General features: G+C 39.8%; 19 protein-coding genes. 2 read left to right on the plus strand and 17 right to left on the minus strand.

Annotated features, from left to right (window positions below; genetic code table 11):
* Window positions 1–11 precede the first annotated feature (11 nt).
* The 3 genes from pepF to EUBREC_RS11725 form a co-directional block, all read right to left on the minus strand.
* On the minus strand, window positions 12–1,817 hold the full coding sequence (gene pepF / locus EUBREC_RS11715) for an oligoendopeptidase F (protein WP_012743423.1): 1,806 nt from the start codon (window positions 1,815–1,817) through the stop codon (window positions 12–14).
* Between the two features lie 105 nt (window positions 1,818–1,922).
* Window positions 1,923–2,855, minus strand: coding sequence for a carbamate kinase (gene arcC / locus EUBREC_RS11720; protein WP_012743424.1), 933 nt, complete (start codon window positions 2,853–2,855; stop codon window positions 1,923–1,925).
* A gap of 283 nt (window positions 2,856–3,138) precedes the next feature.
* Window positions 3,139–4,662 (minus strand): BCCT family transporter, encoded by a 1,524-nt coding sequence (locus EUBREC_RS11725; protein WP_012743425.1) that lies wholly within the window; start codon window positions 4,660–4,662, stop codon window positions 3,139–3,141.
* 416 nt (window positions 4,663–5,078) lie between these two features.
* On the opposite strand from EUBREC_RS11725, the gene EUBREC_RS11730 reads away from it, so the two are divergent.
* Entirely contained in the window at window positions 5,079–6,365 is a 1,287-nt protein-coding gene (locus tag EUBREC_RS11730; protein WP_012741003.1) for an IS110 family RNA-guided transposase, read from the plus strand.
* A 79-nt stretch (window positions 6,366–6,444) separates the two neighbouring features.
* On the opposite strand, the gene EUBREC_RS11735 is transcribed toward EUBREC_RS11730, so the two are convergent.
* The 12 genes from EUBREC_RS11735 to EUBREC_RS11790 form a co-directional block, all read right to left on the minus strand.
* Window positions 6,445–7,179 (minus strand): NTP transferase domain-containing protein, encoded by a 735-nt coding sequence (locus EUBREC_RS11735; RefSeq protein ID WP_012743426.1) that lies wholly within the window; start codon window positions 7,177–7,179, stop codon window positions 6,445–6,447.
* 2 nt (window positions 7,180–7,181) lie between these two features.
* Complete coding sequence (locus tag EUBREC_RS11740; RefSeq protein WP_012743427.1) at window positions 7,182–8,951, minus strand: NTP transferase domain-containing protein; 1,770 nt, start codon at window positions 8,949–8,951, stop codon at window positions 7,182–7,184.
* Window positions 8,952–9,091: 140 nt separating this feature from the next.
* Entirely contained in the window at window positions 9,092–10,687 is a 1,596-nt protein-coding gene (locus tag EUBREC_RS11745; protein ID WP_012743428.1) for a S1C family serine protease, read from the minus strand.
* Window positions 10,688–10,902: 215 nt separating this feature from the next.
* Window positions 10,903–12,111 (minus strand): UTP--glucose-1-phosphate uridylyltransferase, encoded by a 1,209-nt coding sequence (locus EUBREC_RS11750; protein ID WP_012743430.1) that lies wholly within the window; start codon window positions 12,109–12,111, stop codon window positions 10,903–10,905.
* A gap of 30 nt (window positions 12,112–12,141) precedes the next feature.
* Window positions 12,142–13,362: an LCP family protein gene (locus tag EUBREC_RS11755; RefSeq protein ID WP_012743431.1), complete on the minus strand. Its 1,221-nt coding sequence runs from the start codon at window positions 13,360–13,362 to the stop codon at window positions 12,142–12,144.
* 1 nt (window position 13,363) lies between these two features.
* Complete coding sequence (locus EUBREC_RS11760; RefSeq protein WP_012743432.1) at window positions 13,364–13,564, minus strand: hypothetical protein; 201 nt, start codon at window positions 13,562–13,564, stop codon at window positions 13,364–13,366.
* A 5-nt stretch (window positions 13,565–13,569) separates the two neighbouring features.
* Window positions 13,570–15,300 (minus strand): phospho-sugar mutase, encoded by a 1,731-nt coding sequence (locus tag EUBREC_RS11765; RefSeq protein ID WP_012743433.1) that lies wholly within the window; start codon window positions 15,298–15,300, stop codon window positions 13,570–13,572.
* 87 nt (window positions 15,301–15,387) lie between these two features.
* A complete protein-coding gene (locus EUBREC_RS11770) occupies window positions 15,388–16,215 on the minus strand; it encodes a glycosyltransferase (RefSeq protein ID WP_041254178.1) in 828 nt (275 codons plus the stop codon).
* A gap of 26 nt (window positions 16,216–16,241) precedes the next feature.
* Window positions 16,242–16,931: a sugar transferase gene (locus EUBREC_RS11775; protein WP_012743435.1), complete on the minus strand. Its 690-nt coding sequence runs from the start codon at window positions 16,929–16,931 to the stop codon at window positions 16,242–16,244.
* Window positions 16,924–18,141 carry a DegT/DnrJ/EryC1/StrS family aminotransferase gene (locus EUBREC_RS11780; protein ID WP_041254180.1) on the minus strand — a complete coding sequence of 406 codons (1,218 nt, stop codon included), beginning with the start codon at window positions 18,139–18,141 and terminating at the stop codon, window positions 16,924–16,926. Before EUBREC_RS11780 ends, EUBREC_RS11775 begins: the two co-directional genes overlap by 8 nt.
* Window positions 18,142–18,220: 79 nt before the next feature.
* Complete coding sequence (locus EUBREC_RS11785; protein WP_041254634.1) at window positions 18,221–20,080, minus strand: polysaccharide biosynthesis protein; 1,860 nt, start codon at window positions 20,078–20,080, stop codon at window positions 18,221–18,223.
* 288 nt (window positions 20,081–20,368) lie between these two features.
* The gene (locus EUBREC_RS11790) at window positions 20,369–20,788 is read right to left on the minus strand and encodes a GtrA family protein (RefSeq protein ID WP_012743438.1); all 420 of its coding nucleotides are present in this window, start codon (window positions 20,786–20,788) and stop codon (window positions 20,369–20,371) included.
* Window positions 20,789–20,919: 131 nt separating this feature from the next.
* On the opposite strand from EUBREC_RS11790, the gene EUBREC_RS11795 reads away from it, so the two are divergent.
* On the plus strand, window positions 20,920–22,353 hold the full coding sequence (locus EUBREC_RS11795) for a flippase (RefSeq protein ID WP_012743439.1): 1,434 nt from the start codon (window positions 20,920–20,922) through the stop codon (window positions 22,351–22,353).
* Here EUBREC_RS11795 and EUBREC_RS11800 read toward each other — a convergent pair.
* Window positions 22,343–23,437, minus strand: a complete 1,095-nt coding sequence (locus tag EUBREC_RS11800; RefSeq protein WP_012743440.1) for a hypothetical protein — start codon at window positions 23,435–23,437, stop codon at window positions 22,343–22,345. The two genes, EUBREC_RS11795 and EUBREC_RS11800, sit on opposite strands and share 11 nt — an antisense overlap.
* The gene (locus tag EUBREC_RS11805) at window positions 23,424–24,962 is read right to left on the minus strand and encodes an MBOAT family O-acyltransferase (RefSeq protein ID WP_012743441.1); all 1,539 of its coding nucleotides are present in this window, start codon (window positions 24,960–24,962) and stop codon (window positions 23,424–23,426) included. The genes EUBREC_RS11800 and EUBREC_RS11805 overlap by 14 nt, the downstream gene beginning before the upstream one ends.
* Window positions 24,963–24,996: the final 34 nt, after the last annotated feature.

Below are 24,996 nucleotides of genomic sequence, written 5' to 3' on the forward strand. Positions count from 1 at the left end.
AATGTTTCTCCTTACTTAGTTGCTGTCTCAAACTGCTTCAGATAATCCTCAAATACATTGAGTGCATCATCCACAGGCTTTGGTGTGCTCATATCGACACCGGCACTCTTTAGCAGCTCGATTGGATTCTTCGAGCATCCACCGCACAGGAAATTTCCTATATACTTATCCACAGCAGGCTTTCCCTCCTCAAGTATCTTTTTTGAAAAAGCAACTGCTGCCGAATAGCCCGTCGAGTACTGATATACATAGTACGGTGTGTAAAAATGCGGTATGCGCATCCACTCATATGATATCTCATCATCCACGCGCATATCTGGTCCGTAGTACTGCACATTCAGCTCATACCACAGTTCATTTAGCACATCCTTGGTAACCGGCTCGCCCTTTTGCATTTTCCGGTGAGCTATATGCTCAAACTCAGCAAACTGCGCCTGCCTGAAAAGTGTCGTCCTGAAGCCGTCCAGAAAATGTGTCATGAGATATTTTCTCTCATTCTCATCCTCACAATGCTCAAGCATATAGTGCATTAGAAGCGACTCATTGCAGGTGGATGCAACCTCTGCCACAAAAATCAGGTATCCTGCGTAGGTGATACTCTGATGCTCATTTGAATAGTATGTATGCATCGCATGTCCCATCTCATGAGCCAGCGTAAACACACTGTCCAGATTGTCGGCATAGTTCAAAAGCACATACGGATGAGTGCCGTAAGCGCCCCATGAATACGCTCCGCTTCTCTTGTTCTCATTCTCATATACATCTATCCAGCCACTCTCCATGCCAGCCTTAAGTGTGCTGACATACTCATCGCCCATAGGCTCAAGCGCCTTTGCCACAAGCTTTTTCGCCTCATCATAGGTGTAGGTGGTCTGTACATTGTCCACAATCGGTGCAAACAAATCATACATATGCAGATGCTCCACACCTAAAAGCTTCTTCCTAAGCGCCATGTACCTGTGCAGAGCCGGTAGATGTGCGTGAACCGTCTCGATCAGATTGTCATAGACACTCTCAGGAATATCACCACCTGATAAATACATGGTCCTTGCGCTGTCATATTTTCTTACCCTTGCATAAAAAGTGTCATTTTTCAGCTTGCTGATGTACATCATGGAAACAGTATTGCTCCACTTCTTGTACGAATCATACACTCCACGGAACACCTGCTTGCGCAGGCTTCTGTCCTTGCTGCTTAAAAAATCTATGAAATTGCCATGCGTGATACGGATTTTATTTCCCTCGACATCAGTGATATACGGGAATTTGATATCCGCGTTGTTGAACATGCTGAATATATTCTCCGGTGCTGCAGCCATCTCACCGCACTGTGCCAGGATATTCTCCTCTGCAGCCGATAAGGTATGCTCTTTCTGACGCATTATCTCATCAATCGCACGCTTATAGTGCATAAGCTCATTGCTCTCACTGTAAAAGCTCTCAAGCCTTTTATCATCTATCTGCAAAATCTCCGGACTCGCAAATGCCAGCGCACCTGATGCCTGAACAGTCAGTGTCTCTGCCTTTGACACATATGCCTGATATTTCGACACAGCAGTGTCCTGATGTGAGCGCTCATTCGCATAGACCACTATACGCTCCAAATAATAAGACAGCTCATCCTGCTTCTTAAAAAAATCAAGCAGCGTTGCTGCACTGTCGGCCAGATGTCCCTTAAATCCAGATAGCTTTTCTGCAATCTGTGACGCTTTTTCACACTCAGCCTCCCACAGCTCATCTGTCTCATACATATCCTCAAGCTTCCATTTGTACTCATCTGAGATTTCATCTCTCTTTTGAAGCCTTTTCTCACTCATTTTGTGTTACCTTCTATCTTACTCTTTTTATTTAGAATCCCACACATCTGCTCTGCAAAATGCATATAGACGTGTGGGATATATGTGAATTATAACAATTAAGCTCTACTTTGTAATTAAAGTGCCCATACCACCTGAAACTGTCTTGCCCTCTTTATTGAGCTTTGTGATAAGCACTGAACGGATGGCAGAGTCACCGATAAAGTCGATAGCCGCCTCAATCTTTGGAGCCATGGTACCTTCATCAAACTCGCCTGCTGCAAGGTACTTCTTTGCCTCATCGACAGTCATGGTATCAAGCGGCTTCTCATCCTCCTTGCCATAGTTCAGGCAGACCTTGTCAACGCTTGTAAGTATAACAAGTCTGTCAGCATCAAGAGTATCTGCAAGCTTTCCGGCTGCAAGATCCTTCTCGATAACAGCGCTTGCGCCCTGAAGCTTATTGTCCTGTGCTAAAACAGGGATTCCGCCGCCACCACATGCGATAACAACCTGATCCGCATCAACAAGAGCCTTAATAGCATCCTTTTCCACTATATCAACAGGCTTTGGAGCTGCCACAACTCTTCTGTAGCCTCCCTCAACCTGTGTCACATGGTTGCCCTTCTTCTCCTCTTCCTCAGCCTCAGCCTCTGTCATAACACGGCCAATGATCTTTGTCGGATGATAAAAAGCCTCATCATATGGGTCAACAACCACCTGTGTAAGTATTGTTGAAACGGTCTTGTAAATTCCTCTGCCAAGAAGCTCTGTACGGATAGCATTCTGTAAATCATATCCTATATAGCCCTGGCTCATTGCAGAGCAGACTGCTGTAGGTGTAGCTGTATACTCAGGATAAATCCTGCAAAACTCAGACATAGCGGTGTGAATCATGCCCACCTGCGGTCCGTTGCTGTGTGTGATAACAACCTCATAATCGTCTCTAATAAAATCTGCAACTGCCTTTGCTGTATGCTTTGTAGCCTCGTGCTGCTCCGGAAGAGTTGTTCCAAGAGCATCATGTCCGAGTGCAATAACTATTTTTTTCTTCTTCATGCCGACCTCCTATGCTGCATCCGCTCAATGTGTATTATATCTCATAATCATAAACCGATGTGTATACTATGATAAATCTACATATAAACCATCAATTTTGAAGAATTCCTATGCGGTGCAAAAGTAAAATTATTTATATACATTATCTAATATTTTAGGGAATTTGTCTAGTACTTTGAACTGATTTGAACAACATTTCCGCCACAGTGTAAGGGACGTAAGCGAAAAAAGAATGCTCCTACTACCATGTAGCGAAGCATTCTTACACATATATTGAACTATTTTATTTCTGTTTATTCTTTAATTCACCCATATATTTCTTCGCATCCTTCATAAAGCTGATTGTTATCAAAACAATAACTATGCCTATCGGAAATGCAGCAACTATACTTACAGACTGCAAGTTACTCATAGAGCTCTCAGCAAATAACAGAGCAATTGGTAAAAGTATAAGCAGTATGCACCACATCAGCTGAATGAGTTTGTGCGGCTGCTCATCCTCACCTAATTTCCTATAGCTGTAACATGATACAGTTAAAGCAATAGAATCAAATGATGTAGCATAAAAAGCAATCATTGTCACTAAAACTATTATCATTATCAAAGGTGCACATGGCAATGTCTTAAGAATAGTAACTATCAACTCATATAAATCGCCACTCTTGTTGTACTGCGCAATAAAATCTGCTGCTCCTGACATCTGTTTTCCCATTGAATAGTTACCTAAGATGATAAAGCTGATGAGCGTAGAGCCAACACCAAATCCATATCCTCCAAGAATTGTCTGTCTGATAGTTCTGCCTCTTGATATATTTCCAATAAAGAAAGGAGCTGCTACACACCATACCATCCAGTAAGCCCAGTAATATATAGTCCAGTCCTGTGGGAAGTTGGTTTTACGTAATGGATCGGTATACGTAGATAATCCTATAAAATTCTGCACCATAGTGCCAAGAGATGACAATCCGGTCTCAAGAATATATCTTGTTTCACCGCCAAACAGCAGTACAATAGCAAGCAGTCCAAAGAAGAAATAGATACAGACTTTTGCCAAAATGCTTATTCCCTTAAATCCATGTAATAATGAATATGTATAAACTATACATGTAATTATAAGGATAATGATATTGATTGCTGTTCTGCTAAGCGATATATGGAACACATCTCCAATAATTGTTGCCATAAGAGGTGTTGCAACACTAAATGTGGTTGCTGTTCCTGCTAAAAGTGCAAATACAGCTAACAGGTCTATAATACGTCCTGCAAAACCATCTGTGTGTTTTCCAAGAACAGGTCTGCATGCTTCCGAATATTTCTGACGGTTTCTTTTCCTTACATGAAGCATAAAACCAAATGCAACTGCTAAAACAAGATAAAATGCCCACGGAATAAAGCTCCAGTGAAACAGAGGAAATACACCGGCCCATTCCTGTATACTTCCAAGCTCCTTAATGTGTGGATTTGTTGCATACATAATCCACTCAGAAAATGAGTAGAATAAAATATCTGCTGCCAGACCACATGTGAACATCATACATCCCCATGAAAAGAATGAGTACTTTGGTTTTTCATCCGGCTCTCCAAGAACAATATCTCCATACTTCGAACCAGCTATAAATATAGATATCAAAAATATTCCTAAACCTATAATCAGGTAATAAATGCCAAACGTATCTCCAAAGAAAAATCTTACCTGACTGAGTATGGCATTTGACTGCTCAGGTAATGCAAAAAATAGAATACACAATGCCACAATTATTGCTAATGGCACAAGTGTAATAATCCAATCAATTTTTTTCTCTTTCATAATACTAATCCTCGTATAATAAGTGTATAGCCAGTAGAAATGATGGTTATGCACTTATCCTTTCTATAAATTTATAGATGATCTGAGACACCTGGGATAAACCCTTTCCATCTCATCTACATTGGTTATTAGTTTCATAGGTTATTCTGTGGTATGATATCAGCAGAGTCTGATGTCTAGAGGCACTGCTTTTAATCCTTTCAGCCCGGTCTCCGGTGCCTGCTTATGGAGCTTGCAGCCTGAATCATATGTCACATTCCGCTTACACAGATGTTTCATCCCCTGGCGTACAGCACCAGCAAAAGAGCTGCCAGGGTACATGCTTATTACGCGAGGTTTCGGTCAGCATATGATTCCCAGGATAAACCTTTTTCTTCAGGTTCCAAGAATACTTAATCGGAAAGGCGGGTGATATCATGTTAAAGATTAACCCATTATCTACACTTTACGTCGGTATTGACGTCAGTTCAAAATCCAACTATGTTTGCGCTTTGGATTTTTATAAAAATAAATACATAAACTCTTCTTTTGCTAACAATCAGCCTGGTGCTGAAGAACTAGCCAAGAAGATTCTTGAGTGTTTGAAAGAACACCCTGATCTTAATACGATTGTTGCTGCTCTGGAGTCTACCTCTGTTTACAGCATTCACATTGCAAATTTTCTCTCTTCCTGCGAGGAACTGATGCATTTCAAACCTTATGTTTTTGTGCTCAATCCCAAATGCACAGCTAATTACAAAAAGTCTTATATCGGATTAGGTAAGTCTGATCCTATTGATGCCTTTGTTATTGCCGATTATGCACGTGCAGGAAATATCGAAACTGAGCCATGGCGTGGAAGCCAGTTCTTGGCTCTTAAACGCCTCACAAGGCATCGTCTGCATCTTGTTGAATGCATGACCAGAGAGAAAACCTACCTGGTTTCTAATCTGTATCTGAAGTTCAGTGAACTACAGATGTTAGAAGGTGATGACCAGCCTTTCTGCGATATTTATGGAGCAACCTCTTCCAGTGTATTGACAGAATACTTATCTCCTGAGGAGATTATTGATTCATCTGAGGAAGATCTTATAAGTTTTCTCGCACAGAAAAGTCGCAATCGTATCAAAGACATTAGCAAGACCGCAGAATTACTCAGGAAAGCGGCCAGAGATTCTTATCGCTTAGATAAAGCTCTTTATGAACCATTAAATGTATCTATTGCCAGCTCTTTCAACTGTATTGAAACTTTCAAGAAAGAAATCAAGCTTATAGATATTGCCATCGAAAGAGAAATCAGAGGATTAAATCCTAATGCTTTTATTATTCTTCAATCCATAGATGGCATTGGTCCTGTCTTTGCAGGTGGCATTGTAGCTGAAATAGGCGACATCTCTGCTTTTCATTCCTCTGATGCTCTTGCTAAATATGCCGGACTCATGTGGAAGTCAAACCAATCAGGTGATTTTGATGGAGAAGATACTCCAATGAGTAAAGCCGGAAATCGTTATCTCAGATACTATCTTGGCGAAGCCGCCAACAGTATGAGAAAACATAATGTTGAGTACGGAGCGTACTATCGAAAGAAGTACAACGAAGTTCCGAAGCATCAACACAAAAGAGCACTCGCGCTGACTTCACGTAAATTCGTTCGTTTGGTTTATGGATTGCTGGCCAGAAACCAACTGTACTCCGGCGTATCGCTGGATACATCAAATGAATAACTGGTTTTAGCCTGTGTTTTTGCATAGGTCTATTAAAGTTACCCTTTTTCTGAAAAACATATCGAAATCTTTTCAAAAATCATCTTGACATATCACCAGATTGCTCCATATATTTCTTATAGCTGCTATCTATCTCAGCAAGCTCCTGCAAATTATCAATCTCAATAATATCGCCTTTTTGCATCTCATATATGCCAAGCTGATATTCATCCGGATAGCAGAACATTGCAACGTCATCCCAGTATATCTGAGTATTTTTTTTGTTCTCAAATTCCATTTCAAGATGTTTTTTCAGTTTGCGCCCATCTGCCGCAGTCCATCTGGAGATGCTATAAAGCTGCCATCCATGACTTCCGCCACTCCTGCTGCAGGATGTTACAATTCCATCTTCTACTGTCTGAAGCCACTCATCTGTTTCATCATCAGTCCATACACTGTTATAACCCGAGCGTTCGAATTCTTTTGATAGAATTTCAGGATTATATATAATCTGGTCGCCATCAAGAATAATTGCATCCTCAATATGATCTCTTGCAACATATAGTGATGAAATATTATTACAGCTTTCATAATAAGGATTTTCAATTATAGTAACTCCCGGATATTCATTCTCTAATTCATAAAACTGTTCCTTTAAATATCCGGCAACAATATAAATCTCCGTGATTCCATTACCGTGTAAGCCTTCAATAACTGTATCTATCATACGCTTTCCATTCACCCTTACCAATGGCTTCGGAGTAGTAAGCGTTACCGGTCTCATACGATTACCAAGTCCTGCTGCCATGATAATCGCGCGTTTTACTTCATGCATTTTTAATTATCCTCCAATTTCTGCATTTCATCCTGTACTACTTTGTAATAATCCTTTGCATATCTGTACTGTCTGAGTGAATATTCACCAAAATCAACACCCAGATTTCTCTTATACTCACACCAGTTACTCCATAAAAGTCCGCATACTGCAATATAACAATAAATCTTTATTCGGATTTCTGCTGAACACCCTTCTGTGAAATATGCATCAATTAACTTATCCACATGCTCCCTGTCATACATGGAATATATGCAGAACATGGCTATATCTACGTGCGGATCCTGCATTCCTGCATATTCCCAGTCAATAAGTCTGATGTCCTCATTTCCATTTTCATCCTTAACAAAAAGGAAATTATCCGGAACAGCATCAATATGCGTAAGAACCTTTTCATTTACATGAGCTTCTATATACGGTCTGAGTGAAAGGACATTTTCCTTAGTCTGCCTGTAATGTCTGTATGCAGAAGGCGAACCATCCCACAGGCTCTCATAAAACTCAAGCTGACCGAATATATCAAATTCATGATTTACTTTAAGCTTCATATCATGAAATTCTCTGAGACGCTTCATGCATTTACAAACATCATCATTATTTTCCGGATCACATACTCTCGCATTTTCTAAAAACGCAGTGATTTTATATCCATTATCCGGATTTATATAAGCGATATCATCACATATATGTCTGCCATCAATAGTATTATAAACCATTGCTTCATTACGTCTGTTTATCAGCTGATCCGTTCCCTCTCCCGGAATTCTCATGATATATTTTTTCCCTTTACATGAGAACAGGAACGAGCGGTTTGTCATGCCCTTTTTCAATACCGTAATATCTACAATATCGTCTGCTGATACAGATAAGGCATCGCAGATAACCTGTATTGCATCAGTTTTCAGATGATTTGAATCGCTGTCCATCTCTCTGAGCTGCTCATATGTGTTAATTTCAACCACATCCCACGAATGTACTACCCTGGCGGTAATAAACATTCTGTCCTTATCATACAGTGCAGTCTCCCAGAAGGCACCATCATTAGCCGAATTACTACACAATTTTTCAATTCTGCCTTTGACAATTTGTGCATCATCGTCAAGCAGATAGCTAATTCCTATCATAGCATTGCCGCCGGCAGCCTTCGGAATGGTAACCAACTCCATTTTTCTGTTAACACGCACCGTGCTGTCATCATCAATCAAATCACTGACCATATACCAGGAATATAATTCATGGTGATGGTACGGATTCTTGTCGCACCATATATCACACGGTATGATATATGTATTTGATAAATGATTCAGAACCTTCTTTACTGAATATAGATTATTCTTAGTCGTATACTCTTCATTGACAACGAGCTCCACTCCAAAATCATCGATGAGATACTCATATCTCTCCTTCATGAAGCCGACTACTACATATATCTCATAGATTCCCACTTCATGAAGCTGTCTGATTGTCCGCTCTATAAGAACTTCCCCATTTACCTCTAAAAGGCCCTTTGGAGTCTCAGTATTTATTGGCACCATTCGCATGCCATAACCTGCTGCAAGAATCACTGCATTCTTTGGCGCTTTTTCTTTGAATTCTTTAAGAGCCTTAGGTGTAACAGCACATTTTTCATTTATATAACCTTCATTCATCAATTCTTTTATTGATTTGTTTACAACTCCCAGAGAATGACCGGATAACTCTGATATCTCTCTTTGATTGTTAACTGATTGATGATATAACGTGTTCAGTATATCTTTCTCCTGCTTGTTCATGTTCGTCTCTCCTTATGTTTTTATGAACATTCATAATACTACACCTTTTTATTTAAAAAATCAACCCTTAACTATATTTTTCATAACAAAAAACGCGCCACACTGGCGCGTTTTTGTACTCATAAATATAAATGAATTATTTACTGCTGAATATCCTTTGCAGAGCTTAAGGTTACTTCAACCTTGTTCTCTTCGTACTGTCTGCCACTCTGACGGGCAACAGTAAGAGTAACCTTATCTCCGGCCTTGTAGCTCTTTAACGCTGACTGCAGCTCTGTCATAGAAGAAATCTTTGTGCTGTCAACAGCAGTGATGATATCTCCCTCCTGTAAGCCGGCATTTGCGGCACCTGAACCAGCTGAAACAGATGAAACATACACACCCTGTGGGAAGCCATAGGCTACCATCTCAGATGAAACATCGCCACCCTTGATACCAAGGTATGCCTGATTCTCATTAGTATATTTTCCATCCTGGATAAGGCTCTCAATAATAGGCTTTGCAACCGACATAGGAATTGCATATCCGATACCCTCAACTTCAGTTGAAGAATATTTTACAGAGTTTATACCGATAACCTCGCCATTTTCATTCAAGAGTGCTCCACCACTGTTTCCAGGGTTTATGGCTGCATCCGTCTGAATAAGCTTGTTGTTGGTAACAGTCTCACCTGTCTGTGAATCCTGTGTAGTTACGGTTCTGTTAAGCGCACTTACTATACCTGTTGTGACAGACTGTCCGTATCCAAGTGCATTACCGATAGCAATTGCAGGACTTCCAACAGCTACACTTTCAGAATCTCCGATTGTAGCAATCTTGATATTTGAGTAAGTATCTTTTCCAAGGTCTGCTTTCTTTACACGTACAACTGCTAGATCGTCATCCGGATCTGTTCCTCTGATTTCTGCCTTTACCACTGAATCATCATCAAACTGTACTGTGAGCTCCTCTGAATCTGCCACAACATGATTGTTTGTAGCAATGTAGAGATAATCATCATCCTCACTCACAATAATACCTGAGCCACAGCTCTGAGACTGCTGTGACTGCTTTCCGAAAAAGCTGTTGTAGGTGACTGTTCCTGTATTTGTGATAGCAACGATGCTAGGCATTACCTCATCGACAACTGATGATACATCTGTCAGATCCTTTGCATTCCCTGAGGATGTCTGCTTAGTCCCACCAGATGTTGTAGTGGTAAGCTTTGCACTTGCAGTAGAAGAATTTGAAATAGCTCTCGTGCCAATATAGCTTACTCCTGTGAAAACGCCGCCTCCGACGAGTCCGAAGATAAGAGCTGCCGCTACTGTCTTTGCTGCAAATGGTCCAAATGCACCAGGCTTTCTAGGTGCTCTCTGTTTCTTAGGCTTTGCAGTCTGCTGGTATGCCTGACCATTCATATTCATCCTGCTATATGAATTGTCTGTCGAACCTGCTGATGTGCCGCAATATGCATTATTATTTGTGCCTGAATTATACGACTGATTAGAATAAGGCTGGTTTGCATATGACTGATTTGCATTTGGCTGTCCTGCTGTAGAAGCCTGCGAATATGGATTGTAGCTCTGTGAATAGCTTTCAGCTGATGTATTATTAGTCTGTGCAGCCTTCTGTGACTCATCCGGATTGTAAGGATTACCCGACATTGTGAAATTTACATTATTTGTATTGTTATTTGTGTTATTTGTACTGTTAGTATTATTTGTATCATTCATATTTCTATAATTGTTATCCATAATAATTTCTCCTTTCGTTTACAATTAGAAGTATACTGTCAATCTGTGTTTAATTTGTGACGGGATTATTTATTTTTTCATAAATTGTAATCCCCGTGCTATTCTCCGAATAAAAATAACTGCTCATCGACAGATGCACCTCTAAGTCTGCGATAAATAGAAATTGCAGAATATCAATACATCCCTGCCAATGAACAGTTACCATAAATCATATATTAAATTTCAATTCCGTTCTTCTCAAGAAGAGCTCTCGCTGTTTCAACCGAATCTGTACCTGTCGCATTCTTTACAGGTGCAAACTCCTTCTCTCTGTCTACCTCAAATGGCAGGCTATTGTCCATCATGTATACCATATCGAGGATGAGTGTCTCGAACTTGTATGCATTCGGAGTCTCAGGCTTATGCTCTGTACCATTCTCATCAATGTAAGGTACCTTCTTCTCTACCACATGAAGCGGAAGGCTCTTCTCTGCGATAGCCATAAGCTTGTCCACGCGGAATAAATAGTTTAAGATAACACCAAAGCCATACTGTAATGAACCATTCTCGTTCTTTGCCTCTGCCATCTCAGGTGTAAGCTCGTAATACTCGACAATCGAAGGCTTGCCATTCTCAAGACACATAGCGCCGACTCTCTCGTATGGATCGCACTTTCTGACCACCTTAGAGCCGCTGACACAGCCGGACTCTATTGTAGCGCCGACAAATACAGGATCTGCAATCTGCTGAAGCACATTGTCCACAGCAAATACATTGAGCCACTCAACACCCTTGTCCTTCAAATCCTTGTCAAGACCGGCATTGATGAGTGACTTGAACCATCCACCGTTTCCGTTTGGTGACATGGCAAGTGAATCCTCAGATTTCATGAGCAGATTTCCATCAAAATCAACTGCCGGAACCATCTCCTGCACGAAAAACTTCACATAATCCTTGTTGTATCCAAAATAGTCGTGCTCTTCAAAGAACTCTCTTGTCATGCTATCATTTATCTCGCTTGTCATAACATACAGAGGCACCCATGTACCGGTCTGATTTGTAACCTTCATGAGGTTTGCGACAAGCTGCTCAAAGATGTAGAGTTCCTTTGTCTTTCCGATATTGAACATGCCCTTAGCCTTGTCAAAGCCAAGACGTGTCCCCTGTCCACCGGCAAGAAGAATTGCACCGACCTTGCCATTCTTGACAGCATCAAGACCTGTTGCAAGGTATTTGTCCTTATTTGCCTCTATCTCTGAAATCTCCATAGCAGCAAGCGGTGAAAATGTACCTCTCTGCTGCTCCTTGTTGTGAATCATATCAAGGTATGACCAGTCCATGTGCTCAAGCTGGCTCTCAAGCTTAGCCGGAGCTTCCTCTGTTAAGAATTTCTTTAAGTATTTCTGGTTTGTTGCCGTGATTTTTTCTTTGATTTCTGTTTTCATAAATTCTCCCTAATAGCTGTATTTAAGCATTTATTCATCTGAATCATCAGATGATGATTTTTTTCCTGAACTATTTTCAGACTCTGACTGGCTCTTCTTTAATTCTTCCTGTTTCGCTTTATTCTTCTTTTTTGCTCCCTCTGTACCATCAGATCCAACTGTATTATTATACTGTGTCAAATCAAATGCAGAAGTTTTTGAAGTAACCCCCGTCTTCTTTGCAATCTTGTTGCTTACATTCTGAACTGTCTCTGTTGGCTGATAATCAGTCTCATTAAACAGGAACTGATGAAGCTCAGAAACATTCTGTGCCAGGTCTATAGGAATAATGGTATCGCCCGTAGTTGACAAATTCATTGTAGTCAGCTCAAATGGGAAGCCTGTTGTCTCTTTCATATGAAACTTTGTAACATAAGAAGCATACTGTATTATCTCGGTTGCTGTAAAGTTTGTACTTATCTGACTCATAATATCCTTGCACATCTCTGTGAGCGATCCTAAATCTGCCTGCTTAGCCTTGTCAAGCATAGCCTGAAGCACAATTCTCTGACGAGATGCCCTAAGGAAATCATCTCCTGATGTACTTCTTATTCGTGCATATCCAGTAGCCTGAGTTCCATCTAAGTGAACTTTACCTGATTGTGTGACATCTGGTGTATTCTTACCTGTCATTTGGTCTACTTCAACTGTACATTTATTAATTTCTTTGACTTCTTGTGGTGTTATCTCAAGATCTAGTCCTCCTAGATCATCAATAGCATCTACCAGAGCTTTCCAATCAACACAAACATACTTCGTAATATTCAAATCCAAATTTGAATTAAGCATAGCTACTGCTCTCTTTGCCCCACCATTAGCATATGCTGCATTCGCCTTCGCATATTTTCCATTGCCAACCGGAAGATACGTATCTCTATATACAGATACCAACTGAACCTCCTTTGTATCATAATTCAAGCTTGCAATCATGATACAATCGGAATGTCCCTCATTATAAGAGCCATCGCTTCTATTATCAAGACCAAACAATGCTACATTCAAATATCCATGCATATTCTCCAGTGCATCCTTATCAATATCTTCATTAATTCCTGCCTGGCTGTCTGTGAGTCCATCTTCATACTTAACCTGTCCTAGTGTATTATTATATAACCAGACAATACCAAGCACGACCAGCAACAGTAAAATTTCAAATATAAATAGTATTATCTTCTTTTTGCCGTTTCTTTTTTTCTTTCTCTTCTTTGCCATGTTATTTTTCCTTTTTCCTATGAATGTAAAGCCACGCGTCTGCGTAATCCTGACGCTCCTTCTCTGACATATTGGTATACTTTCCAAACTCCAGATTCGTCAGACGCATCTGCGGCCTGCCACACTTGAAGCATTCAACCTCTTTCCTTCTTGAAACCATCCGTATCCAGCCACAATCCGGGCAAATGTATATTTTCATCATAGTCTTTATTCAAACTGTCCGAGAACCTCAGCTGACAAAGCATCAAGCTTAGCCTGTGAATCTTCAAGAGACACTCCTTTAACTCCGAAATAGAATTTAATCTTAGGCTCTGTACCAGAAGGGCGTACACAGCACCAAGCGTTATCGTTAAGTTCGTAGTAAAGTACATTAGAAGAAGGAAGACCTGTCGGCTCAACCTTTCCTGTTGTCATATCTTTTCTTGTGTCATTCTTGTAATCACGGATAGCAATCACCTGATAATCACCAAATTTCTTTGGCTCAGCGGCACGTGCCTTTGTCATAATCTCATTTATCTGTGCAGCACCATCAATGCCCTTTAAGGTCATTGTGGAAATGCCCTCTCTGTAGTAGCCATACTTCTCGTACATGTCAATCATGCCATCCCAGAGAGTCTTGCCCTGTGACTTGTAGAAGGCAGCCACCTCACACAGCATACAAACTGCTGCAGGAGCATCCTTGTCCCTTGCATATGTGCCCGGCAGACATCCGTAGCTCTCCTCCATACCGAATACATAATTGTTGCAGCCGGTTTTTTCAAATTTGAGCATCTGCTCTCCGATATACTTGAAACCTGTTAAAACCTCGATATGCTTTACGCCATATGCTGCCGCAATTGCCTTACCCATATCTGTAGAAACAATTGACTCAACAAATGCAGGATTCTCAGGCAGAGTACCATTGGCACTCTTCTGGCTTAAAATATACTCACCGATAAGCATAGCTGACATATTTCCTGTAAATGTCACATACTCACCTGTCTTTGTATCCTTGCAGTATACACCGAGTCTGTCGGCATCAGGGTCAGTTGCTAAAACGATATCAGCATCCTTTTCCTTTGCCAGCTCAAGTGCAAGCTTCCATGCATCAGGATTCTCAGGATTTGGATAAGGACATGTAGGGAAATTGCCATCAGGCACTGCCTGGCTTGGCTCAATGTATACATTCTCAAAGCCCATATCCTTAAGTACTCTCTGTACAGGGCGAAGACCTGTGCCGTGGAGTGGTGTGTAAACGATCTTGATATCCTTTGCCATAGCCTTGATAATCTCTGGATGGATAGAAAGCTTGCGGAGCTCTCCGAAATATCCCTCCTCAACCTCATCAGAGATGACATTGTAAAGACCAGCCTCAATAGCAGCAGCTTTGTCCATAGTCTTTACCTGGTCAAATGATGTAACCTTTGCCACCTCAGCCATGATGCTTGTATCATGAGGTGGAGTAACCTGTGCACCATCCTCCCAGTATACCTTGTATCCATTGTACTCACGAGGATTGTGGCTTGCTGTGATAACAACACCGGCTATTGTACCGAGTGTCCTTACTGCGTATGACAGCTCAGGAACAGGTGCGAGCTGTGGGAATACATATGTCTTGATTCCGTTAGCTGCAAGACAGAGTGCTGTGGCATCTGTGAACTCATCATGCATATTACGTGAGTCATGTGCGATTGCAACACCTCTCTTTACTGCGTCCTCTCCCTGTGAAAGTATGTAATTCGCCAATCCCTGTGTAGCCTGACGGACTGTGTATATATTCATCCTGTTGGTGCCGGCTCCTATTACACCACGAAGACCTGCTGTACCAAACTCAAGTGTGCGATAGAATCTGTCCTCTATCTCCTTATCATCACCCGCGATAGCCTTAAGCTCTGCCTTTGTAGCCTCATCAAAATATGGGTCTGTACACCATTTCTCGTACTCCGCTCTAAAATCCATTTATATTAACCTCCTGTGTCAGCTAGTAATAAGCCTATTAATGTTAACTATACCGATTTTACCACATTAACGTGCATTTGAAAAGTTTTAGTTCCTTAATATTTTTTTAAACACCAGGCTCCTCATCCAAAGTGGCATCATACAGACAACAAACTGTGCCGCAACCGTGATAAAATAATCTGATTTACTAATAGTACCTGTCCTCAGAATTGTTTTCCGTCCTTCCCTATACTTAAGGAAATAATCAAAGCCTCCGCGCCTCTTTAGCATATCTTCTCCAGTCCTTACATAAACCAATACTTTATCCAAGTTTGCCATGTGACAATGATTCTTTATCATATTGGCCCAAAGTAATGAATCTTCCATTAAAAGACAGCTCTTGTAGTTTCCGGATTCCAATACTGACCGTCTTTTAAACATAACACTTACATGATTTAATCCATCACGTTTCCTTTGATAACTTACAATTTCTTTATGGTTTAGAGGCACTTTTCTCTCTGCAGTGATATGCTCCTTGTCAACATCAAACTCTGCAATATAGCCTCCCACAACATCCAAATTTTTATTTTGATTAAAAGCATTCAGCTGTCTCTCAAACCGGTCAGGCACACATATATCATCCGTATCCATTCTGGCCACAAGCTCATTAGAGCAATGCTTTATGCCTTCAGCAAGCGCAAGACCGAGCCCGCTGTTTTTTTCAAGCTTTACCGTAACAAAACTTATTTCCGAAGGCCTGCATTCATACTCACTGATTGCCTCATAAAGCTCATCTGTCAGCCGGCCATCCTCCACCAGCACTATCTCATCCGGTAAAACAGTCTGTGAATATATGCTTTCCATACACTCACTGAAATACTCAGGCTTTTCCTTGTAATAAATTGACAGTAAGACTGAAAATTTGACTTTATTCATAAGTATCATCCTCCCAGACAAGTAAACTAATGTATTACCGCAAGCACAGTCTCTATGCACAGTCTGATATCATTTATCAGTGAAAATCTCTTAAGATACTTAAGATTGTACCTCATCTTGCCCGGCAGCACCTTGTGTATATATGTGTAATCCACATCATCAGAAGTCTCAAGAAGCCTGTCCTCATCCTTGTACCTGATGCTTGCCTCACTGGTGATTCCGGCAGGCATCAGAAGCGTCGCCATCATCGCTGGTGTATATGCCATGACATACTTCTCCACCTCAGGTCTTGTGCCAACAAAGCTCATATCACCACATAGCACATTTATAAGCTGCGGAATCTCATCAAGCCTGTACTTTCTGATGACAGCACCGACTCTTGTGATTCTTGAATCCCCACCGACAGTCACGAGTGAACCCTTTTTGTCAGCATCATTCACCATAGTTCTGAACTTGAATATGCGAAACTTCCTGCCATACTGCGTGATACGCTCCTGTCTGAAAAAAACAGGTCCTCTGCTATCCACCTTTATCCAGACAGCAAGGACCAGTATAACAGGCGAAAGCAGCACAAGAAAAACAGCGGACATAATCACATCAAAAATGCGTTTGAATACCATGCTTGTCCTCTTTCTGCTCAGATGCCTGTAATATTTAAGTGTAAAATCATTTTTCATGAATGTAGGAATCTCTCCCCATGTTCTCCATCTACTCATGTAAAATCTCCAATAAATTATTAATTATATACTCCACATCCTCATCGCTAAGCTTTGTGTTGAGAGGAAGTGTAATTTCATTCTCATACTGATGATAAGCATTTGGAAAATCAGCTATGTCAAAGCCCATATTCTTATATGCTGTCATCATCGGAAGCGGCTTGTAATGCACATTTGTGGCGATACCTCGCTCCGCCATCTGCACTATAAGCGCATTACGCCTATCCACGCCGATGCCCGGTATGCGAAGCAGATACAGATGTCCGCTCGATGTATGCCTGTCTGTAAAATGAGGCACAGTCAAGAGACCAAGCGGCTTAAATGCCTCGTCATAGCGCTCTATAATATCACGGCGCCTCTTGAGAAGTCCCTCATATCTGTCAAGCTGTACCAGACCAATAGCAGCCTGGATATCAGTCATATTGCACTTATACGAAGGAGCCACAATATCATACTCCCAGTTGCCCAGACCATTCTTATGGAATGCATCCTTTGTCTGTCCGTGGAGTGAAAGCAGCATAAACTGCTTGTAGATATACTCATCATCAAAGCCCTCTATAGGTCTCCATGTGAGTGCTCCTCCCTCTGCTGTGGTCAGATTCTTGACCGCATGGAATGAAAAGCTTGTAAAATCAGCTACATTGCCACACATAATCCGCTCACCTGCTCTCATGTAAGAAGCACCAAAAGCATGAGCTGAGTCAGCCGCCACAATCACACGTCCGATTGCCCTCTGCACATCATTTGACGGATGAAAAAGAGCCTTCTTTCTCTCCACAATATCAAAAATCCTGTCATAGTCGCAAGGCACACCTGCAATATCAACCGGCACGATAACCTTTGTCTTTTCTGTAATAGCAGCTTCCAGGGCATCGTAATCCATCTCAAATGAATCAGGTGCTACGTCTATAAACTTAAGTGCTGCACCTACATGCACAGCAGGGCTTGCAGATGCAGTATATGTGTATGCGCTTGTGATGACCTCATCACCTGCACCTATTCCCAGGAATCTGAGTATCAACTCAAGACACGCAGTAGCAGAGCCAAGAGCTACAGCCTTATCCGTGCCGCATAGCTTAGCAATCCTCTTCTCAAACTCCTTGGTTCTTGGACCTGTTGTAATCCAACCGCTTCGCAGTGCATCAGCAACAGCTGACACCTCTGCCTCTGTTATATCAGGTGGTGAAAATGAAATCTGTCTCTTTTCCATAGTTATGTTCCTCGCTTCCGGCATAAAATATGCCAAACATCCGGCTTTTACAGTCTATATTATGCACTTCAAAAGATATTTAGTTTTCCAGGTCAGGATGATATGTCTTTACCACAGAGGCCACTATCTGCTTGATATCCTTTGCTTCTGAGGTGCATGCCTTCTCGAGCATCTCAAGCTGCTTCTCAAAGAGCTCATCATCCATCTCAATAGGCTCACCCACATGAATCAGCTTGTTCGGAGTCTCCTTGAGACCCTCCTCGCTCATCAGCATCTCCTCGTAGAGCTTCTCGCCCGGACGCAGGCCTGTGTATACAATCTGAATATCCACATCCGGCTCCAGTCCTGAAAGCCTGATAAGGTTCCTAGCCATATCATCAATCTTGACCGGCTCGCCCATGTCGAGCACGAAAATCTCGCCTCCGTGAGCATAGAGCCCTGCCTGCAGCACAAGCGCCACAGCCTCCGGAATTGTCATAAAATACCTGATAATACGCTTGTCCGTCACAGTAACAGGACCGCCATCCTCTATCTGCTTCTTAAACAGCGGGATAACACTACCATTGCTGCCAAGCACGTTTCCAAAACGCACAGCGACAAAATCAGTCTCAGTCTGCCTGTTCATCATCTGTATAACCATCTCACACAGACGCTTTGATGCACCCATGATATTGGTTGGATTAACCGCCTTATCCGTAGATATAAGCACGAACTTCTTCACATGGTACTCTGCTGCAATCCTTGAGAGCTTTAATGTGCCAAGCACATTGTTCTTTATTGCCTCATTCGGGCTTTCCTCCATCAGCGGTACATGCTTATGTGCTGCCGCATGATAAATAATCTCCGGATGATATGTCTGGAATACATAGTGCAGCCTGTTAGTATTGCGCACCGAGCCAATCAGCGTCTCCACCCTTACATAAGGATATTTGCGCTTCAGCTCCTGCTGTATATCGTATGCATTATTCTCGTAAATATCAAAAATGATAAGAAGCTTCGGATCCTCCCTGGCTATCTGACGGCAAAGCTCACTACCTATTGAGCCACCGCCACCTGTAACCATGACCACCTTGCCCTGTAAAAATGAATGAATACCGTCATTATCCACAACAACCGGATCTCTGCCCAGCAAATCCTCAATGCTTACCGGACGCAGATTGGAAACCGACACTCTTCCGTCCACCATCTGATAGATTCCCGGAACCACAGACACATCACAGCCGGTATCCTTACAAATATTGAGTATATCCTTCCTGTCCTTACCGGATGTAGAAGGTACAGCATACACAATTTTCGTGATATCATACTTCTCAACCATCTCTGGAATGTCATTTCTGTTGCCGACAATAGGCACGCCATCTATAAAGCGCCCCAGCTTCGCCGGATTGTCATCTATGATGCAGCAGGCCTTTGTGTGCAGATGTGAGCTCATGATAAGCTCCCTGATAAGCATCCTTCCCGCATTTCCGGCTCCTATAATCATGACCTTCTCATCACCGTTTGCGGAGCCTCTCTGCTCAAGCATCTTCTGACCTGTCCTGATAAATCTGTACGCAAAACGGCATGCTGTACAAAGTGCAAAGCTGAGCATCAGTCCGATAATCCAGAAAGCATACGGCATCTTAATCTCATACACCTCATGAATAGTAACGCTCACAACCGCAAGCACCAGAAAGGCACCAATAATATGCATAAACTCGTTGATGCTCGCAAAGCGCCATATACTGTGGTACAGCCTGAAAATATAAAACACAGCCAAAGCAATTGCCACAAAAACAGGCACTATCTTTATATAACCTGCAAGATATAAATCCGGAATATGTGAATACGCGAACTCAAATCTTATCATTAAAGCAAAGAAAAATGACACCGCCATAATACATACATCTATAAATGCCAGCAAAAAAGCTCTCACAACCCACTGTCTGTCATTTCCCATATAAGCATCAGGTTTTTCAGGGCCGTCATATTTTGTTACACCTTTATGATTAGTGTTGTTATCGTTGACTTTACTGCCATCATTAGTGTTACTATTTATGTTAAAATTCTTATTTTTCATATAGGACTTTCTCCTTTTACCCCACACTGCAAAATATTTACAGCTTTTATCGCCCTTATAAATCAACTTCTCATAAAATATATTAAAATATAATTCAAACAAAATATATATTCATTATATCATACCACATTAATTATAGTTCTTATTATTTTATTAAATATTCATATTCTAATGATTCTTAAATACAAACAGCTTGCTTATCACATAATTTAGTACAACAACCACTACCTGTGCCGCCAGCTTCACCCACATACTTGGATACGCTAAAAGTGTTATAAAAACAAAGATAATAGTCTCTTCCATGACAAGCGTAATAAATCTGCCACTAAAAAAAGCAAACATCTGTACAAAAAATGCCGTCTTTGTCGGTGTTGCAACCTTAAACACCCACTTCTTGTTGGTAACATATGAGAAAAGTACCGCAAATACCCACGCCAGTGCATTTGCAATCAGCTCATTGATTCCAAAAAATACATTAAAAATGGCATACGAGCCTATGCTTATTACAAAGGTCATATTCCCAAAAACCGTGTATAAAACAAGCTCCTTAAACTCCTCTTTCCTGTTTCGTATTATAATATTATCCATATTTCCACCTATGTGACAGTACTTATTATCCTGTCGGATTATATACGTGTAAGTTGATAGTAATGTTAATTTGCGATTTTTATATAATAACTGCATAGCCAAAATAAGTCAATATGTGATATGATATCTATATGAAAAAGAAAATAAAAAAAACAAAAAGCATAAAATTAAACTACATATACAATGTAAGCTACCAAATACTTACACTAATCACGCCTCTGATTACAGCCCCGTATCTTTCGCGAGTGCTTAAGGTCGAAGGCATAGGTATATACAGCTATACCGCATCTATCGTTACATATTTTGTCATGTTTGCAGCCCTTGGCACCATCAATTATGGCAACAGGGAAATATCCTACCTACAAAATGATCGTCAAAATCGCTCAATCGTTTTCTGGGAAATAGAGTTTTTAAGTATCGGAAGTGTATTATGCTGTCTGGCAGCATACTCATTTTTTATACTATTTATAAACCATAAATATACAAGCTTATTTCTTGTACAGGCTTTTACTATCATTACTGTTGCAACAGACATATCTTGGTTGCTTCAGGGAATGGAAGAATTCGGTAAAATAGTTAGCAGAAATGTCGTATTTAAGATACTGAATATACTGTTTATTTTTATTTTCGTTAAGAGTCCAAATGACCTTTTAATTTACGTAGGTGGCTTATGTTTGCTCGAACTAGCGTCCAATCTCTCAATATGGTTTTACGTTCCGCAATATATAAATCGACCAAATTTTAAACAATTACATCCTATAAGGCACCTTAAACCAACAATAGCACTATTTATACCAACAATAGCATCTACCATCTATATCAATCTTGATAAAACAATGCTCAATGAAATTACCGGCTCACCTATCGAAAATGGCTACTACGAACAAGCATTCAAAATATATAAGGTTGCCTTATCGGTTGTAACCGCCCTCGGTACTGTCATGCTGCCACGTATAGGAAAATGCTTCAGTGAAGGTAAAACCAACGAAGTAAAAAAACTGCTTTATAAAAGCTATCGTTTTATATGGCTTATAGGATGTCCTATGTGCTGTGGATTAATTGGTGTTTCAAGAAACTTCTGTCCATGGTTCTTCGGTCATGGGTACGATAAAGTCCCTTATATACTTATGATACAATCCGTTCTGCTTATCATAGTAGGATTAAGTAATGTAACCGGTGTTCAATATCTTATCACAACAAAACGTGAATATCTCCTCACGCGATCTGTTTGTATAGGCGCTATAGCAAATTTCATTATGAATTTAATTCTAATACCTAAATTTTATTCATATGGTGCTGCAGTGGCTTCAGTGCTATCAGAATTACTTATAACAATAATGCAATTTTATTTTGTTCGTAATGAAATAGACCTCAAATCTGTATTAAAATCATCACATAAATATATTATTGCCTCTTTAACTATGCTAATATTTCTTTTGCTGGAGGATAATTATCTGCCAATAAACTTTGTAGGCACGGTCATCCTGGTTATTTCCGGATGTGCTGTTTATTTACTTATGCTCATTGTATTAAAAGATGAAATGTTAAAAGAACTTATTCCTTAATACATTGAACAATATCTTTTACTGAGTCCAAATACTCTTCTTCATTATAAAAATAATTTGTCATGCATTCTCCCGAATCATGTAATCTGATAAAATTGGAGAATGCATTACAAAAAGCTTCTGACCCCGCTTTACTAAGATGTTCATAATTATTTAAATACTCAGGACATATCTGAAATATTTGCGGTTTAATAAGATTAAAATCATAATATGAAAAACCATACTTGGTGCATATCTCCTCAATTCTTGAGTTTATAGCAAAATATTCATCTGCCCCATACATTGAAATATCATACGGAGCCTTAGGTGTATTAACGATAATAAATTCAACCTCATTATCCTTACATAACCTGCATATTTTCTCCAATTTACAGTAAGCAGTTTCAGAAATAATGCAATTATAATTAGCTTTTGTATTATCTGTAATTGCATTTTTATAATCAAATCCACCTGTTAGTATAGGTGCATAGCCTTTTCCTATATATGAGGCATACCATTCTGTAGTCTTCATATTTTCAGTTGCATCATTATTATGTTTTTTTAATTTAATATTATTTTCAATAGCCGTTTTAGTCCATTCAATACTGTTTGAAATCCATGGAAATAAGTAATTAATAGATGACTCTGTATTAATATTCTCTTTATCCGTAATAAAATCCCAATCCATTTTTACCTTTTGTTTCCAACTACATCCATATTTCATTGCATGTGCAAATGTTATTCTCGCATTATCGTTCTGTGTATCTTCCATTGTCGGAATACCATAAGCTAAAACAGCTCTTTTTATTTTTTTTTCTTTTATTGCATTTTGAAGAGCAACATATGATTGATCCAGAGGCTGCGCCGGAGTCCCCATATTGAAAGATTTCCACCCCAGTTTTTCATCTATAATATATGGATTGAATGTAACCTGAGAAAATGAAGAACCAAGATAAACAGTGTCAATCGTTTTTTCATTTCTAAAGTCTTTCCACATGACCTCACTGGCCCCATTTGCATTGACCAAAATATAATTCAAAATAGTGTTTAACGCCAAAAAAATTGCAATAAACATAACAGGTATAATTTTTTTAATAATTTGCATACATAAATCCTCCAGCACCTATAGCAAAGCTAAATGAACATAGCACAAGAAAAATCACAACATAGTACACACCCCATCTTATAATAGCCGGACACTTGTCCAGTAACTCTATAGTATCTCGACCATTTTCTTTGATGACACTGTCTATAAACACTATAATTAATGATATAGCAGCTATAATAAAGGCTTTTCTAGACACAATATCCAATATCGGCTTCATACAGCTTCCAAGTTTTTCCAATCGGAAACTAAAAACAGTATTTTTCATACACATAAGACAATCTTTAATATCGTATATCCTATCAAAATACCATCCTATATTAACAACACAAAAAGTCCTTAATATCCTAAACAAATGCAAAGACTTACTTTCAGGTTTGATACTAAATATATGGTTTACCCTTTCAAATATCGGAGAACAAATATCGCTAAACGCAATAACTATTCCGTTATATAATCCCCATAATATAAAATGCCACTGAGCACCATGCCATAAGCCGACAAGAAAAAATACTACAATATTGGCAATTGAAGCCGGAAGAACTCTGCCCAAATGAACATTCAAGTGTCTTTTTGCCCATTTGCCCACTTTTTGCATTGGCTTTGTGATAGCCAAGGGATAAAATACATAATCCCTCATCCATGCTCCAAGAGAAATATGCCACCTCCTCCAAAAATCACCAAGTGAGACAGAAAAATACGGTTGTCGGAAATTTGGCATCATTTTAATTCCAAATAATTCTGCGATTCCCATAACCATGTCAATTCCACCCGAGAAATCAGCATATTGTTGTGCAGAGTACAATAAAATTCCTATCACTATTGCAGCTCCTGGAGTATCTTCTGTAGGATTATCGAGTATCTGAGATATTGTATCCACCAAAAGATTTGCCACTGCGTACTTTTTCAACATACCAAAAAGGATAATAACCAATGCCCGCTTACACCTATTCCAATCAACAACTCTATTAGCATATAACTGATTCTTCATCTTGTCATATCTGTTTATTGGTCCTTGAATCAGTTGTGGAAAAAATGATATAAATAGTAAAAATTTAAAAAAATTGAATTCTGTATCATATTTTTCAAAATAAATATCTATGAGATACCCAATCGCTGTAAATATATAAAAAGAAATTCCGAGAGGAATCAATAGACCGCCTTTAAATGGATTACAATATTTAAGCAGCGCAAGCATTCCAAAATTAATAATAATAACCGTCCAAAATACAATTCTGCGTTTTTTTTCAATAGAAGCTTTTATTTTCTTTCTACTAACTCTATCCAGGTTCTTATTACTGCTAACTTTTTGGAAGTTTCCAGCCATCTGCTGCATCAAAACAGTTCCATAATATACAGTAGTCGCTGTTAGCAAAATATATATAAGATTATATATGCCCGAAAAAGCATAGAATGCTATACTGAATATTAGAAGGCATATCCACTGCATATTCTTAAATATTGTATAATAAGAAATAAATAATATAATTAAAAATAACAAAAAACCAAATGAATATAAATCCATAAAAAATCTCCCTAACAATTTGCTAGGGAGATTA

The organism is Agathobacter rectalis ATCC 33656 (genome assembly GCF_000020605.1).
In the GTDB taxonomy this organism is placed as follows: domain Bacteria; phylum Bacillota; class Clostridia; order Lachnospirales; family Lachnospiraceae; genus Roseburia; species Roseburia rectalis.